This window comes from Anaerococcus tetradius ATCC 35098 (assembly GCF_000159095.1).
Taxonomy (GTDB): Bacteria; Bacillota; Clostridia; order Tissierellales; family Peptoniphilaceae; genus Anaerococcus; species Anaerococcus tetradius.
Genome location: NZ_GG666309.1, coordinates 30,933 through 48,144 on the forward strand (window position 1 = coordinate 30,933; position 17,212 = coordinate 48,144).

A 17,212-nucleotide genomic window follows, 5' to 3' on the forward strand; every position below is an offset into this window, starting at 1 on the left:
TTGCTATCTATAATAAATAGTCTAATACTACTAAAGACACTATCGCCTCAACTACTACAACACCTCTTATTGCTATACAAGGATCATGCCTTCCTTTTATTTTTATCCTAGTATTGCTCATTGTTTGTATATTCACTGTTCCTTGTTCCTTCCCAATAGATGGAGTTGGTTTAAAGGCTACCTTTAAATTTATAGGCATTCCACTGCTTATTCCACCAATTATTCCACCAGCATGGTTAGTCTTGGTCTTTATTTCTTTTCTTTCATCAATATAGAAGTTATCATTGTTCTCTGAACCTAATTTCAAAGCACCCTCAAATCCAGATCCGAATTCTATTCCTTTAACTCCCGGTATGGCAAAAGACATCTTAGCAATATTATTTTCTAAACCATCAAATACAGGGTTTCCTACCCCAGGTGGCAAGCCAAATACAGAACACTCTACTATACCTCCTGTAGAATCCTTTTCTTTTACTAACTCCTGTAGGACCTTATCAATTTTTTCCATATTTTCCTCATTAATTATGGAATATCTATTATTCTCAGACTTCTCTACAGCCTTCTGTATGTTTTCTATATCATTATGTCTTGTGTCTTGAATTTCTCTAATTCTATCTAGGTGAGCAGATACGAGAATATTCTTGCTTTCAAGTATTTGCTTAGCGATACCTCCAAAAGCAGTTAAAATTGCTGTTAGCCTTGCCGAGAAATGCCCACCACCAATTAAATCTATATGCTCTCCAAATTTTTTCTTAGCTGAAAAATCAATATGTGAAGGTCTTGGAGTATAGGCTAAGGTTTTATAATCCTCCGGTCTAATATTATTATTCTCAATAATAACTGCCAGTGGATCTCCCATAATAATAAAATCCTTTATCCCTGATAAAAATTTTATTTCATCTCTTTCTTTTCTTTGAGTTACATATTTCCCAGAACCTGGTTTTCTTCTTGCCATAAATTTGTCTAGTTTTTCCATATCAACTTTTTGTCCATGGGGTAATCCATCTATTACTCCCCCAATAGCCAAACCGTGAGATTCTCCAAAAAGGCTTATTTTTATGTTTTCTCCTATACTAACTGATGACATCAAAGATCCCTCCTACTTTTTTAAAGTCCTCAAAAAAATTAGGATATGATTTATTTACCGCTCCTGCATTTACTATCGAAACAGGTTCTTTACATCTAATAGATGCCATGGTTACTGACATAACAATTCTATGGTCATTAAAAGAATTCACAATTCCACCATCTAAAATTTCCTTCCCTTGAATAATCAATCCATCCTCTCTTTTTTTTACGTCTGCCCCTAAACTTTTTAACATCTGAAATGTACTTTCTATTCGATTGCTTTCTTTAAGTTTTAGTCTTTCTCCACCTTTTAAAATACTTTGTCCTTTTGATAATGCAGCCACTACTGATAAAATTGGAAATAAATCAGGTGTTTCGGAAAAATCTACTTCAAAGGAGTTTAAATGGCTTCTATTAGAACTTATAAAATCATCAGAACAGGTGAGAATTGCTCCAGCCTTTTTAAGAATTTGAACTATCTTTTTATCCCCTTGACTAGATTCTAAATTTAAACCAGACATCTTTATTGAGTCTCCTAAACAACCTCCTACAAGAAAGAATGCTGCATTAGACCAATCCCCTTCGATTTGATATTCTTTAGGTGGGAGTATCCTGTCTCTCCCCCCATATATTTCAAATACACCCTCTTCTAACTCATTAACTATTATTCCAAAATCTCTTAATACTTTTATTGTTATATTTACATAAGCCCTAGATTCTAATTTAGTAGTAAGATATATTGAACTTCTTTGATCTAGTAGTGAAGAAAGCAAAAGCAAGCCACTGACATATTGAGAACTAATATCACCACTAATTTTAAAAAAATCAGTGGTCACATTTCCTGAGATGTTAATTGGAAATCCCTTTTCCTTGAAATATAACCCTGATTCTTCTAACGTTTCGATTAATTCTCTAATCGGTCTTTTTCTAAGACCCTCAGAACAATCTACTGTTGCCTCTTTTGAAAATGTACTTACAAGTGGTAAAAGTAATCTAAGTGTTGTTCCACTCTCTTTACAGTGTAATTCAACTTTAGATTTCTTTATGTTTCCAAGGCTTGTAATTCTAATTGAATCTCCTTCCACCTTAGTTTTAGCTCCTAATTTTTCAATACAAGTAAGTGTAGCTTCTATATCTTCTGATATTGTATTTACCTGTTCTAATATGATTTCTCTGTCTTTTGCTATTCCACTTAATATAATTGCTCGATGTAACAGCGACTTTGATGGTATCGACTTCATCTTTCCCTTAATTTCATTCGGCTTAATTTTTACATTCATTCGACAACCACCTTTCATAAGCAATGTTTTAACACTTCTAATAGGTTAGACTTATCTACAATATCAATTCTGCAATCACCTATTAATTTTGGATATATAATATTTATCTTGTCTCCATTGCTTTTCTTGTCTTTTAAAATTTCGCTGTAAAGTTCCTCTGCACTATAACTACAATGTGTTGGTAGATGATATTTTCTAAGTATTTCTTCTACTCTTTTATAGGTTCTCTCATCTGTTTTTCCCATATTGTAATATCCTCTAGTTATCATTGCCATTCCAATTGCAACACCATAGCCATGTGGTAAGGTATAGTCGCTTAGTTTTTCTAAGGCATGACCTATTGTATGACCAAAATTTAAAAGTTGTCTTTCTTTTGTTTCTTTTAAATCCCTCTCGACAATTTCCTTTTTAATTTCAATGCTTCTTTTTACAATCTTCTTTATTATTTCTTCATTGTTTAAATCGCTTTCTATAATTAATTCGAATAGTTTTCTATCTTTTATAATCGAAGCTTTAATTGTTTCAGACAGTCCATTTAGAAATTCTTTTTGAGGAAGGTTTTTTAAGTAAGTAAAATCTATAAACACAGCTCTAGGATTATAAAAACTTCCGATTAAATTTTTCCCGTCTTCTGTATTGATTGCCGTTTTTGATCCAATGGATGAATCAACCATAGCTAAAAGACTAGTAGGTATTTGAATATAATCTATGCCCCTCATATAAGTAGAGGCCACAAATCCAGCTAAATCACCAACTACCCCACCACCTAATGCAATAATTAAATCATGCCTATCCGCTTTTATTGAGGTCAAATATCTTATTATTTTATAGTATGTTTCTATATTTTTGGACTTTTCCCCTGCTTCTATAACATACTTATAAAGCTTATAATTTTTTAAATTAAAACTGTTGCCTATAAAATGGTCCACATTGCTATCTGTTATTACTATAATGTTCTTGTACTGTTTTTTGCTTGAAATAAATTCATTTAAGTTTTTTAAAGCTACGCAATCTAAATATATTTTGTATTTAGATTGCGTAGTGTTAATAAATATATCCATCTCTTAATCTTCTATATAAACTAACTTGTCTAAAATGCTTCCTGCTTTTTCTTTAGTTTCTTCTAATTCTCTTTCTGCTTTTGATAATTTTACAATTCCAGCACCTACTCGAATCCATGTTTCTTTGTCTGTTTGAAATGCAGTTCTTAAAGCTAATGCCACATCCATTGTTCCATTTTGATCATAAGTTAGTACGCCTCCGCTATATAATCCTCTTTCGTCTTTTTCTAACCTATCTATAGCATCTATACACTCTGCTTTGGGTATTCCAGATGCGGTAACTGCCGGGAAAAGAGCAGTAAATGCATGCCATTCATTGAATTCTTCTTTAAGCGTCCCTTTCAACCTTGATGCTAGATGCTGAACTGAACCCCTCTCCAAAACCTCCATGAATTTAACTACCGATATACTATCCTTTATACAAACTTTTTCTAATTCTTCAAAAGCTAACTTAACAGAAACAGCATGTTCAGCAATCTCTTTAGGATCTTTTAATAATTCACACTTTAATTCCTTATTCTTTATAGGATCATCTGTTAATGCTCTGGTTCCAGCTAGAGGAAATGTGTATACTTTTTTTTCTTCATCCACCTCGACAACTGTTTCTGGACTAAAACCTATAACTTCAACATCACCAATTTTCAGACAATATGAACGTGCAGGGGTATTGTATTTTCTCCCTAATAAAAAACTATCTTTTAGTAAGATTTTTTTCTCTAACTTAATTTTTCTGGACAAAATAACCTTATCATACTTATCATTATTAATTTCTTCTATTCCTTTAGAAACAATCTCTTTGTAGTATTCACTATCTATTGATTTTAGCTTTTCTAAATCAACTTGCGAAGTATTTTTTTTCAACTCTTCTTTAGTAGAATTTATTGTACATTTCTCCACTGCTGAAATTATTTCGTCAATATTATCAACAGATTTTACTTCTATCGAACCTTCTAAAATTCTAATGTCGGTTCTTGGAATAAACATCTTTAACAAAACTTCCTTATCACTCACATTTTTCAAAAATGTATGCTTTGCATAATTAAAATCAGCGATTCCATACATTCTCCAGTCAGTAAAGTTTATATTTTCGAAAACCTTCTTCATGTCTTCACTTAGATCGCTTACCTTATGTTCTACAGTATCACCATTTTCAGTTATTAGGATTTTTTCTGTATACACTTCAATTCCAATATATTCTCCTATAGCAACTGATATTTCATTGAAATTTTCATACACCATATAAGGTTGAATTTCATTAGCTACATCTTCTATTATTTTTATCGCTAATACAAATGAATTCAGATTGTCATTATCTGAAATATCTATAGTGGCCTTATCATAAGTTCCTCTGTTTATTTTAGGCATATTATCCTCCTTTATTAAGTTAGTCTTGACTAACTTAATTTTAACATATATATTTATGAAAATCAATATGTCACTTCAAATAATTTTAAAATTTGTAAAAAAGTATAAATTTCTACATAAAAAAAAACAATTCTAATTAAATCAACTTAGGTTTACCTAATAATTTAATTAAAACTGCCTACCTGAAAATATTTGCTTATTTTTTACTGCTTTCTTCTATAAATGCTCTAATCTTTTTAAATGTTTCATTTGATATTACATGTTCAACACTACACGCTTCTTCATTTGCTTGTTTAGGTTCAACGCCTAATTCTAAAAATAGATTATAAAAATAAATATGTTTATTATATAATTCTTTACCTATTTTTTCTCCTTTTTCCGTTAGCTTTATTGACATAGATTCCCTGTACACATACCCCTCATCTATTAAATTATTTATAGCCACACTAACTGATGGTTTGCTTAACTTCGTATAGTTAACAATATCTTTATTATAAACATTCTCTTTTTCTCTCAATAAAACATAAATTACTTCAATATAGTGTTCCTTAGAAAAAACTTTTCTGTGAAGCTTACCTCCCAAAATCATACCCCTTTTCTTTTTTATATTTTAATGTATACCCCATTAAGATAATTATAAAATATATTCTCTAACATTACAAATATATTAAAACCACTTAACACTTGTTCAGCAAGCACAGTAAGTGCATATGCACTTACTAAAAATGAAATAAGAATACTACGATTATATCGCTTATTTTTTCCATTTTACTTGTTGGGGAATATCCCCAAACCCCTAAATTTATAATAATTAAATTCATCAACAAGCTCTTATAATAGCCCCAACTCAAACTTGAATATTATCTCAAAAAGTGATAAAATATAAATACTAAAAAATTAAATCAGGAGATTTCCAGACGAAATATATAGAATAAATTAAACCTGTAAGTCAAGTAATCCTACTTGAATTTACAGGTTTTTCTTTTTTATTTCTATTAATAAATTTATTAGGTAGACGAACTTCAATGAGGTTTACTACGAGCTCTATATATACAATTATTATCCCATAAGAAAGAGAGATTGAGAACAAAATGTAGTATTTTATTACTACAACTATAATAGACAAGGAGGTTAAATTATGACAAGTAGATTTAGGCATAACGGAATCTATTTAATGTTATCTGATGAGGAGTTAGAATTGCTAAATGAAAAATATAAAGCATCTAAGTGTAAAACTCTTAGGCAATTTATTATGAAATGTATTTTAGAAAAAGATATTTATGTACTAGATATGGATGTCTTTCGTGAAATGTCAACAAATATAAGTCGTACTTCAAATAATATAAATCAAATTGCTAAAAGGATAAATACTACATCAATTATATATAAAGATGATTTAGAAGATTTAAAAAGCTTATTAGAAAAACAAGCAAAGGATATTTTATCCATGCGTAAAAAAATATACTCTCTTACTTATTCCAATAGTTTTAATACGGAGAAAAAATAATGGCTGTTACTAAAATTCATCCTATTAAATCTACCTTAAAAGCTGCCCTTGATTATATTATGGATAGCAATAAAACAGACGAAAGAATTCTAATCTCATCTTTAAATTGTAACCCTATAACTGCTCATTTAGAGTTTGAACAAACAAAAATAGAATGTAATTCTAAGGCAAAAGTTTTAGCTAGACATTTAATTCAAGCTTTTGCACCTGGAGAAACTACACCTGAAGAAGCACACAAAATTGGAATTGAATTATGTGAGAAGGTACTACAAGGAAAATATGAATACGTAATAACAACCCATGTAGATAAGGAGCATATTCATAACCATATTCTATTTAATAATGTTTCTTTTGATACAGGTAAAGCCTATCAAAGCAATAAAAAATCTTACCATCAAATTAGAAATTATAGTGATGACTTGTGTAGAAAATATAAGTTATCTGTTATAGATGAAGACTATATGAAGTTTAAAAATAAATATAAAACTAATGGGAAATCATATAAGGAATATATGGAATTTAAAAAAGGGACATCTTGGAAATATAGACTTCAAATATCTATTGATCATGCTATTCAAAAGTCTAATAGCTATGATAACTTTTTAAAAACTATGGAAGAATATGGATACGAAATCAAATTAGGCAAGTACTTATCTTTTCGTCATAAAGAACAAGGAGAAAAAGGACGATTTATTCGTGCTAAAGAAAATACTCTTGGAAAAGATTATACCAATGAAAAGATAAAGGAAAGAATCGAGAATAATATGAATAAAAAGTCAGTAAAAATTGATTTTGATTCTTCTACGAAAACATATAAAAAAGTCGACAATATAATAGACTTAAAAAATAATAAAAAGATACAATCTTCTGAAGCTTATGAAATATGGGCAAAGAAACACAATATGAATACTATGGCTGATACTTTAAATCAACTCAGAAAGTATGGGCTGACATCTAATATAGATCTAGAAAATAAACTTCAACAAGAAGCCATTAATAGGCAAAAAACTTTAAATGAAATTAAGAATATAGAAAAAGATTTGAACGAAATCTATACTGCAATTGAAGCTTTAAACACTTTACAAATAAATAAATCTATTTATGAAGTCTATAAATCAAACTCTAAAGATAAAGAATTTTATGCAGAATATAGAACTCAAATTATCACATACGAAAAGTCATTAACTACTTTAGACAAAAACAAGTATAAAAATTTAAGTATAAAAGAATTATCAAATATTTACGATGAATATAAAAGTAAAAAAGATATTCTTATGAAAGACTACTCTAATAAGAACACCTTGATTTACGAGCTTACTCAATTAAGAAAAAATACAGATAAGTATATTAATAATGAGTTAATATAAGTAATATATTTTTAAGATATTTAGAAAATAGGTTACGAAGTACTGTAACCATGACTTTCTCTCAATTGGTTCTGTAAAACCTGCTCTTCCCAATAGACTGTAAGCTGCTATTTTTCTTAATCAAAAAAATGCACTTTTATCACTAAATTCTGTGGTTCAAATATTTGTAACCTAATTTGGCACAATTAACCAATAAAGATAAATTTTAGATTATATCTTCAAAAAATAAAATCAATTGTGATAGTATTTGACCCAATCCGCTTATTCTGCTTGTCCATTTACTTGAAGCATCCACCACTTCTAAATACAAACTTTTTTTATAAAACATGGTCATTTAAAAACATCATTTTGTTTTTTGTTACTTCTCTTAATTGTCTATTAAAGTTTTCCATTGCTATTATTTTTAAGTCTTTCATTTTGAAATGTTTAGATCTATGTTTTCACAGGACGATTTTACTATTTCTTGCTTGATCCATTTCTAATACTTAAAGATAATATTTTTCACCATATTCATAGTCTAAGTACTCGTCTAATTCTGCTTTTAACATTTGTTCCACTGTCTCACCTAAAATATCTTCTATTGTTTCTTGTGAATCTTGCACTTTCTCTGAACGATATTATTCGATTTAACACTTTATATATTTTTTTAATCTTATTTCTAATCTTTTCTATACATAAAATATTACCCAATCACTACTAAGAGTGCCTTAATATTAGTTCTATTAAATAAAGAACTTTTTAATTCTATTATTTAAAATATACAGGTTTTACATATCCATATTTCATTGCAATATGAACCATCTCTTGATAATTTCTAACACCCAATTTTTCGTATATGCGATTTAACGCTGTCGCTAATGAACTTTTACAAATATTACATTCCTTTGCGACTTCCATTCTTGTAAGCCCTGAACAATACAAATTAATAATTTCAATTTCTCTTTCTGTCAAATCATAATTCAAGTTAGTGTTTGCATTAAATATTAACTCTCCATTTACTACATCATTTAATTTCTTTACTAAAACTTTGATATTCTCATCTTTGCATATGAACCCTTTAGTACCTATTTTCTTCGCTTTCTCTTCAAAGCCTATTAAATCATATCCAGTTAGCATAACGATTTTTTGTTTTGGATATTTTATTAATATCTCATTAGCAACTTCTAATCCATCCTTATTGCCCTTCATTTTACTCAAATTAATATCCATTAAAATAATATCATATTCTTTTTTTTCTAATATTGATCCCAAATTAATAATATCATCAATCAAATCAACAATATCTATTTCTTCTTCACGCTCTAAACTATATTTTAAACTATTAGAAAACATGGTATGGTCATCTATTAATAATATTTTCACAGATCACTTCCTCCTCTATAGGTATAGTTACATTAATTTTAATGAATGGTTCAACTTTGTCATAAAACTGATCAATTAATATTTTCCCATCTAATTTTTCAATTTCATCTTTTATAATCTCTAATCCTCTTCCATTCCCTATCTTTATATTTTCATAATCAAATACATCTTCATGATTGATTACGCTAATATATAATTCTCTATTATCCGTTTTTATATTAATCTCAGAATAATTTCCTTTTGAATGTTTGTATATATTTATACATAATTCATGCAAAATCTTATAAATAACCATATCGTATGGATAATTTACAAAAAACTCTTTATCACAATTTAAGTCTATTAATATATCATTTTTGTTAAACCTGTTCCTTAAAGATTCTATTAAATTATAGTAATTGTCTGCTAATGGTAAATCATAAATAATTGTAGGATTATATAATTCAATCTCGGACCTTGTAATTCCAATTAATTTATCTATTGTTTTAATTGACTCATCTAAAAATTCTTTTTCTCCTAAAAGAATATTCATTTTTATAGCTATTATATCTTGTAATATATCATCATGTAAAAAGTTTGAAATTCTTTTGTTATAATTCTTTTCTATATTGTATTGCTGTATTTTATTTCTTATCACTCCATTTGGATCTTTCTGTTTTTCAAAATAAAAGTAAAACATTAACATACTCTCTTTGTATATTGTTATTAGACTTATCCCCATATAAATAACTCTCCTTAGACCTTGTCCAAATAAATTTACAAATACTATAAATATACATAAAAACATACAGTCTATAATCATCAAGAGCATTTCATTTTTGTTTATCACTTTAGATGATTTTTGTTTTTTTAGTAGTATGAAATATAATGTAGTCAAATATATTGAATTCAACAAAAAGTATATTTCCAGCTTTTCTAACTTAGCGTTATTTATAAATATTCCGCTAAATATATATATAAATATTGAGGCAATAAATAAAAATGTTACCCCATATATTTTTGCACCAAACTCAAATAATATCTTTCGTTTCTTGTATGCCATAACAAAAGGACCAAATGTTATAATTACATACAAAATATAATTTATTATCTCTGCATACCCTAAATCAAGTGACTCAAACAATATAGCTAAAATTGTAAAAAATATAATAATCTTTTTAAGTATTTTTATATCTATTAAATATGCACTAACGACTTTGAGTAAATTTGCTGTAATTACAAACACCGTTATTAGCTTAAATGTTGTGTACATATTACTTTTTAAAAAATCAAAAACGTCAACTACTACAAAAATATTAATACATAAAGTAGCTATTATAAAATTTTTAATCGTCTCCTTAACTCTATCTAATACCAAAATTTTATAGCTTATGTATCCGTATACTGTAAATAAACACAAAGAGAATAGTTGTATATTATTAATGCTATTATTTCCCAAATGACTAAGGACGAAATAACTAATCACACCTTGAACTATTATACATAAAACTAATAATACACTTTTTCTATTTATCATATACAGTACCTTCCATTTATCATGTTATTTTTAATTAATATCTGACTTTCTAAATATTAATATTGTTATTGTAATCATAATAAAAAAGACTATTAGGGATATAGTTGTAGGTCTAAGAGTTCCGTCTATAAAGTTTTTATTTATAATTACATTTTTTATTTGAGATAGCGGAAAAAATGTAATACTTTTTTTTATAAATTCTATAGGTATTATTCCCTGTAACATTGATATTACTACTGGAATTGCTAAAGAAATCCCTATTGTTTCCCCGATACTTTGGGTTGCAAATCCTAATAAAGAATAAATACTCGTTAAAGACATAAAGCATAAATTAGAAATAATTAATATTCTTACAATTTCAAGAATATTATTATAGTCTTTGATTGGTAAAAATCCATACTTTAAGCTTCCCATTATTCCTACTATAATTGGATACAAGTTAACAATTATAAAAGAAGCAATCATCAATACAATCAATTTTGATATTACAATGTCTTTTCGACTAATTCCTGAAGAAATCTGTCTTTGTATAATCTTTGAAGAAAAATCACTACCTATAAAATATCCACAATAAACCGCAATGAAAAATGACATAAATATATCTGAATAAGATTTTATAAAACCTTCATACCCACTGCTTATATTTCCCTGTACGGTATCTTGAAATCCACTTAATATTGATAACAATGTTACACTTAAAATTAGCACATAAAAAAACTTATCTTTCTTCAATCTTTCTGCATTAAATTTAATTAAGTTCTTCATTGTCTCCCTCCACTAATTTTATCATATATGTTTCTAAATTATCTCTTTTTATTTCTGTTTTACAGTTATTTAGTCTTAATTTTTTTATAATTTCTAGCTCTTCATCTTTTGAATATATGCCTCGAACCTCTAAAGTATTATTTTTTAATCTATATTCTCTTTCAGGGCATGCTATTTTCAATAGATTATAAACTTCCTCGATATTATCTCTATATCCTATAACAGATGTGCCTAAATCTTTCGTTAATTCTGTTTTTGAAACCACCTGTATTATTTTCCCCTTATCAATAAATATGAAATCTGTGGCTATCTCATACAATTCTGTTAATATGTGGCTAGATATTAATATTGTCTTATTTTCTTTTTCTATGAAATCTCTAAAAATTCTTCTTAGCTTTGATACGGATATTGGATCGATTCCGTTTGTTGGCTCATCTAAAATCAATAAATCAGGATTTTTCAAAAAAGCTATTCCTAATCCAAGTTTTTGCTTCGTTCCTAGCGATAAATTTTTAGCTTTCTTTTTTAAGCTATCCATTATTTCTAGTTGTTGGAATATTTCCTTTTGCTCCATTCCAAATTCAATCCCAAGTTCAATACAAGCTAATCTTATATTTTCTTCTGCAGTCAATCCGGAGTAAAAACTTGGAGTTTCAATCGTTGCACTGATATGTTCTCTACTCTTTATCAGTTCTTTTGAAAAAGATTTATTAAATAATTTTATAGAACCTTTTGTAGGAAAAATATTTCCAGTAATTATTTTAACTAAAGTAGATTTCCCAGCTCCATTTACTCCTATCAAACCATAAATTCTATTGCTTTCTATTTTTAAATCTATATTCTCTAAAGCGATAGTCTCTTTATACTTTTTAGAAATATTTTCTAATTGAATTACATCCATTTACGCTCAATCCTTTCTAATCTTCATTTGATTTTTCACTATTTTATTAAATTCTTCATCTTGAAGTTTCTCAATATTATTAATATCATCAGATAAAATATTATTTACATCTTCAACTTTTTGAGAATCTTTAAACAACTTTTTAGTCTCATCTTTAAGATGGTTATTGTTTTGCTCTTTTAACGATAATTCTAAATTCTTTTCTGAACCATATACAATAACATTATTGTCACTTTTGGTTTTATATTTATAAACATTAGGGCAAACACATTTCAAAGTACCACTTAAGGCAAGCACAAGATTAGAATTCAGGCTATTTCCTAAACCTATATTCAATGCAATAATTCCATTTCTATTAAGATGCGCTTTACAATCCTCAAAAAATTCTCTAGTAGTTAGGTTTATTGGCATAGATATATTCTGATAAACATCAAGTATTATTAAATCATACATTTCATCTGTACTATTTAAATAATTCCTTCCGTCAGAAATTATAATTTTATCATCACTTTTATTAAAATAAAGCTCTCTTAAGTTGACAATATTTCTATCTATTTCTATCCCTGTAACTTCAAAATTATCAAAATTTTTATGCAACAAAGTAGACATAGTTCCCGTTCCATAACCAATAATTAAGATTTTATGCTTGACTTTATCATCAAGTAAATTATTAATCTTAACAAATTCGTCATAATAATATCCTGATTTCTTTTTATTCTTATCAACTTTTATTGACTGTGCGCCAAAAAATACATTTGTTTTTAAAGCTAATTTTCCATCATCATTTTGTGATACATTAATATAATTATATTCTGACTCTTCTTCGTGCACAGGCTTATCAAAGGCTAGACTTGTTGTTGATAAATATAACGACATACAAAGCCATAAAACACAAATAATTGAATTTAATAAAAAATTCTTTTTTATTTTTTTGCTATATAAAATCAGAATAATGGCTAGTACCGCTCCAAATAATAGAAAAGATCTTTTTACGCCTATTTTGGGGATTACTAATATAGTTGGTATCATTGTTCCTAACACAGATCCAAATATGTTGAATAAATATAAATTTCCCATTACATTTCCAGTTTCATCTAAAGAAGTTATACTTATTTTTGCTAGCAGTGGAGAGATTGTCCCCATAAAAATTAATGGAACACTAAATAATACTATGCTGCAAATAATAGAAGATATCATAATTATATTCCCTAATTGCACTTCAGAAGCCAATATTATTGACCCCATTATAACTATTTTAGACGTTAGTGATACCGTACATATGAACAAAAAAGATATTAATAAATTTTTAACAATCCTTTCCTCACAAGTTCTTGTTTTTACTAATTTATCTGCACGTTTACCCCCAAAATAATTCCCAATTCCTATACAAATCATTATTAAGCTAATTTCAATTAACCAAATTAGAGTTGTTGAGCCAAAATAAGGAGATAATATTCTTGTCGCACTTGTTTCAATTCCCATTATACAAAACCCTGATATTAAAGCAGTAAAGTAATATATAATAACTTGCTTATTTTTATTTACATTCATATAGCCCCCCATGTTCTAACTATTTTTTATATTTTTTTATGATTTTAACAAACAATAAAGATATGTAAACTAGAGATATTATATCTATAATTAAATTTGCTCCAATTTTGATTCTTTGAAATAGAAACAATTCTCCATAAAAAAGTAAACGAATTGATTCTAGTAAATTTCTCTTTCCAAAAAACACTTCTAATACTCTAATAATCCCAAAAATTATTATTGTCAAATTCACTAATGCATACATCAAAGAATAAACTTTCACACACTTGCTACTTTCCATTGTATATGCTTTCCTTTTATTATATATTTTTCCATTATAAATATAATTTAATAATTTCATGGATCTACCATGAATATTCGGTTCATCAATAAAATCTGACAAAATCCAATATCCATCTAATCTTAAAAATGGATTCAAATTAAATATTATAAGAATTAAGTTAAATATAATTAGAGCATCCATAGTGTTATTTCGGATCATTACCGCCGAAAAAAAATACATAAATAATCCAACAAGCATTTGTAAATAAATCCCAGCAAAATCTATGATTAACCTTTTTTTATTACTTAATTTCCATGAATCACTTAGGTTAACATACATAACAGGTCTAAACATATATACTCCTATACCAATATTACCAACTTTACAATCAAGTGACTTAGATGAATATATATGTCCTAGTTCATGAACTACGAAGATTAAACCAAATGATATAAAAAATAGAAAATAATTAATACTGTTTATTCCGTTAATAAAATATATCCAATTAAATTCCTTTATATATTTTAGAGATATTACACAATAAATTATACTCAAAATTATTATAAGTGTTGGTTTAAATATAAATCCAGGTAATATCATTTTTAGTTTATCACCATCTATTATTGGTAAATGAAACCAAAATTTATATTGACTACTTTCATTATATTCGCTAAATACCCCAGTCATTATTAATCTATTATTTATTAAATCTTCTAATTCTGATTCTGATATCTCAAATCCTTCATTATTTAATTCATTTTTTACTTTATTTATGCTTTTTGTACCATCAAATTTTTTAATTATTTCTTCTACAATTGGCGTAACTCTTACCCTTTTCCCGTTATCAAAACTAAGTAGTAGTCTTCCATCATCTAGATATTCTTTAACGTAATGATTAGTCTTTAAATTTTCTACCATATTTACATCTCTAAAAATTTATACTTAATCGAATTTATATATTCTCTTAAAACTTCTTTAGCATTATTACAATAAGGGTCATTAATATCACCATTATTTTTTATAGCTGCGTAGGCACACCCACCGCCACAGAACGGAGCAATTTCACAATCCAAACATCTATCAATGTTCAATATACATCTATTACTCCATATTGAATATGCCTCTTTATTAAGACTAACTCTTTCATCGTTATAAAATCCTATAGCATATTGGGGATTTCCTATTGCTTCAGGACACGCATATATGTTACCCTCTGGATCATACACATAATATTGTCCCCTATTAGCTTCACAATACGTGTATTTTGCAAAATCTTTTTTTGCATTCTCAGAAGTTCCTCTCATTATATGAGATATTACTCTAAACATTGATAATCTATTTTCCATATAATTTGGAAACTTTTCATTTAATTTTTTTATAATCTCATCTTCCGATATTGTGTCCACAGCATTATCTGCAGTATGATCTGTCACAGGTGCTAAATCGAATCTAAAATTAGGGCTATCTATCCATTTTTTTGATTTTAAAAAATCTTCAAGCTCTTTTAAGTAGTTAATATTATACTGATTTATATTAACTCTTAAATTTATTTGCCTTATTTTAGTATTTACTAATAAATCCAATCCATTAACTATATCGTCAAATGTTCCTTTACCATTTTTATAAACTCTTCTAGAATCATGAATTAATTTAATTCCGTCAATAGTTATCTGTACGGAATCTATCGTATTTTCAAATCTTTTAAAAATATTTATGTAGTTTTCCACATGACTTCCATTTGTTATTATACTAACTGGAATATTATTTTTTTCAGCAAACGACAAAATTTTAATATTTATATCTTTGGTAATAGGAAGAATAGGTTCTCCCCCGAATAATTGAATTCGATGCTTTATATTTGGTTTATTCTCTTTTACTTTATATATAAAATCACAAATAGACTGACATTGATTATCACTAATAACTTTTTGTTGATTTCTAACCTTAGAAGGTTCAAAACAATATACACAATTCATATTACAAAACATAGTAGGACAAATAACATGAATCACAGATATATCACATAAATATTCATGAATTTTCATTTGTCGTTTCATCTCATTTAACTCATGATTTCTATCTTCAAATATATATCCTCTTTTCTTCAAAGAATCATATATATTTTTTTCTCTAGCATTCAAAGCTTTAATGTTATCTTGTTCACTAAACTTATGAATTATAGATTTCGTTTCCAAATCTATAATATCAATAGCACCAGAAAGTGCATTCACCATCAATTCATTTTCTTCGTTAATATTATAAAACGAAATATATTTTGTTAATATAGCCATGTTTAGTCCTCCTAATGTGTAGTATTATGGCGATGCCATTAATAATAACAACACCGCCATATTTTTTTGCGTTGTTCACTAATTAAGTTTCACAACTTTAAAGCTAAAAACGTTAAATTATACTAAATTCTCCAACAACACAAACAAGAAATATATTCTTCTCTTTCTTCAAGCTCTTCAATTTCAACTTCCGTCCAAAGTTTCACTTCATTAACTGATTTCATAAAAGTTCTCCTTTCTAAATCTTAGTAAACAACACAAATACAACTTTTGTTGTACTGTCTTTATAATATTATTTAATCTTATTTTTGTCAGCTTACTTTTGTCTTATTTTTCTATATTTACGATATTGAATAATTGATTCTTCTAAAAGTTTATTTCAAGGACAATTTTCTAATTCTGTTAAGTTTACGTAATTTCGCAAAACTTTGAAATTTTATCATATATATTAATATCAATTGCAAAAATAAAATTACAGATATGAAAATTAATGATCATTGCTGATTAATTTTAATTATCTACTAATAGTTTTTTGATTTAAACTTGTTGTTATGTTTATACATTATTATATTAAGAATAATAATGTATAACCGATATTGCAAACTTATCAAAAAAATAAAGGCAATCCTAAAACCTGCCCCCTATAATCTTTTACCTTTCTATGCTATTATCCTTTTTCTTCTTTTCATCCACTTTCATATCCCCTTTAGTTTTAAATTCCTTTAATTTCCCTATTGTTGATGCTTTTGCTTTAGTATGCTCTTTAGCTTTTAATAACTTTGTAGAGTAAACTTTTAGACTTGTGTATTCCTTATTATCCTTTCCTATACTTTTCTTTTCTTTGCCAAATAGGTGTACAAAATCTCCTTTTTTCAAATTTTTTACTTGATTGATTTTGTCATTATAGGCGTAGCAG

14 protein-coding genes and 1 pseudogene are annotated in these 17,212 nt (G+C 27.3%); 2 read left to right on the forward strand and 13 right to left on the reverse strand.

Annotated features, from left to right (window positions below; translation table 11 throughout):
* Positions 1 to 7 precede the first annotated feature (7 nt).
* The 5 genes from aroC to HMPREF0077_RS09670 all read right to left on the reverse strand — a co-directional run bounded on the left by aroC (position 8) and on the right by HMPREF0077_RS09670 (position 5,363).
* Positions 8 to 1,087 carry a chorismate synthase gene (gene aroC, locus HMPREF0077_RS09650; RefSeq protein WP_004837828.1) on the reverse strand — a complete coding sequence of 360 codons (1,080 nt, stop codon included), beginning with the start codon at positions 1,085 to 1,087 and terminating at the stop codon, positions 8 to 10.
* Positions 1,074 to 2,348 carry a 3-phosphoshikimate 1-carboxyvinyltransferase gene (gene aroA, locus HMPREF0077_RS09655; RefSeq protein WP_040349746.1) on the reverse strand — a complete coding sequence of 425 codons (1,275 nt, stop codon included), beginning with the start codon at positions 2,346 to 2,348 and terminating at the stop codon, positions 1,074 to 1,076. Before aroA ends, aroC begins: the two co-directional genes overlap by 14 nt.
* Before the next feature lie 14 nt (positions 2,349 to 2,362).
* The gene (aroB, locus tag HMPREF0077_RS09660; RefSeq protein ID WP_004837830.1) at positions 2,363 to 3,409 is read right to left on the reverse strand and encodes a 3-dehydroquinate synthase; all 1,047 of its coding nucleotides are present in this window, start codon (positions 3,407 to 3,409) and stop codon (positions 2,363 to 2,365) included.
* Positions 3,410 to 3,412: 3 nt separating this feature from the next.
* The gene (locus HMPREF0077_RS11050; protein ID WP_040349747.1) at positions 3,413 to 4,774 is read right to left on the reverse strand and encodes a salicylate synthase; all 1,362 of its coding nucleotides are present in this window, start codon (positions 4,772 to 4,774) and stop codon (positions 3,413 to 3,415) included.
* A gap of 196 nt (positions 4,775 to 4,970) precedes the next feature.
* On the reverse strand, positions 4,971 to 5,363 hold the full coding sequence (locus HMPREF0077_RS09670; RefSeq protein ID WP_004837832.1) for a metal-dependent transcriptional regulator: 393 nt from the start codon (positions 5,361 to 5,363) through the stop codon (positions 4,971 to 4,973).
* Between the two features lie 549 nt (positions 5,364 to 5,912).
* Between HMPREF0077_RS09670 and mobC the strand changes: the two genes are divergently transcribed.
* Both mobC and HMPREF0077_RS09680 read left to right on the forward strand, forming a co-directional pair.
* A complete protein-coding gene (gene mobC / locus HMPREF0077_RS09675) occupies positions 5,913 to 6,281 on the forward strand; it encodes a plasmid mobilization relaxosome protein MobC (RefSeq protein ID WP_040349748.1) in 369 nt (122 codons plus the stop codon).
* Positions 6,281 to 7,648 (forward strand): relaxase/mobilization nuclease domain-containing protein, encoded by a 1,368-nt coding sequence (locus tag HMPREF0077_RS09680; protein WP_004837835.1) that lies wholly within the window; start codon positions 6,281 to 6,283, stop codon positions 7,646 to 7,648. The genes mobC and HMPREF0077_RS09680 overlap by 1 nt, the downstream gene beginning before the upstream one ends.
* A gap of 747 nt (positions 7,649 to 8,395) precedes the next feature.
* Here HMPREF0077_RS09680 and HMPREF0077_RS09690 read toward each other — a convergent pair.
* From HMPREF0077_RS09690 to HMPREF0077_RS09725, 8 genes and pseudogenes are all read right to left on the reverse strand, one after another.
* A complete protein-coding gene (locus HMPREF0077_RS09690; RefSeq protein ID WP_004837837.1) occupies positions 8,396 to 9,010 on the reverse strand; it encodes a response regulator transcription factor in 615 nt (204 codons plus the stop codon).
* Positions 8,988 to 10,526, reverse strand: coding sequence for a sensor histidine kinase (locus HMPREF0077_RS09695; protein ID WP_004837838.1), 1,539 nt, complete (start codon positions 10,524 to 10,526; stop codon positions 8,988 to 8,990). The genes HMPREF0077_RS09690 and HMPREF0077_RS09695 overlap by 23 nt, the downstream gene beginning before the upstream one ends.
* Positions 10,527 to 10,556: 30 nt before the next feature.
* Positions 10,557 to 11,291, reverse strand: a complete 735-nt coding sequence (locus HMPREF0077_RS09700; RefSeq protein WP_004837839.1) for an ABC transporter permease — start codon at positions 11,289 to 11,291, stop codon at positions 10,557 to 10,559.
* Positions 11,275 to 12,192 carry an ABC transporter ATP-binding protein gene (locus HMPREF0077_RS09705; protein WP_004837840.1) on the reverse strand — a complete coding sequence of 306 codons (918 nt, stop codon included), beginning with the start codon at positions 12,190 to 12,192 and terminating at the stop codon, positions 11,275 to 11,277. Before HMPREF0077_RS09705 ends, HMPREF0077_RS09700 begins: the two co-directional genes overlap by 17 nt.
* A 6-nt stretch (positions 12,193 to 12,198) precedes the next feature.
* Positions 12,199 to 13,743, reverse strand: coding sequence for a spermidine synthase (locus HMPREF0077_RS09710; RefSeq protein ID WP_155811755.1), 1,545 nt, complete (start codon positions 13,741 to 13,743; stop codon positions 12,199 to 12,201).
* 19 nt (positions 13,744 to 13,762) lie between these two features.
* Positions 13,763 to 14,923 (reverse strand): site-2 protease family protein, encoded by a 1,161-nt coding sequence (locus tag HMPREF0077_RS09715; protein WP_004837842.1) that lies wholly within the window; start codon positions 14,921 to 14,923, stop codon positions 13,763 to 13,765.
* A gap of 2 nt (positions 14,924 to 14,925) precedes the next feature.
* The gene (locus tag HMPREF0077_RS09720; protein WP_004837843.1) at positions 14,926 to 16,296 is read right to left on the reverse strand and encodes a radical SAM/SPASM domain-containing protein; all 1,371 of its coding nucleotides are present in this window, start codon (positions 16,294 to 16,296) and stop codon (positions 14,926 to 14,928) included.
* Positions 16,297 to 16,947: 651 nt separating this feature from the next.
* Positions 16,948 to 17,212, reverse strand: a pseudogene (locus tag HMPREF0077_RS09725) (single-stranded DNA-binding protein); the annotation flags it as partial.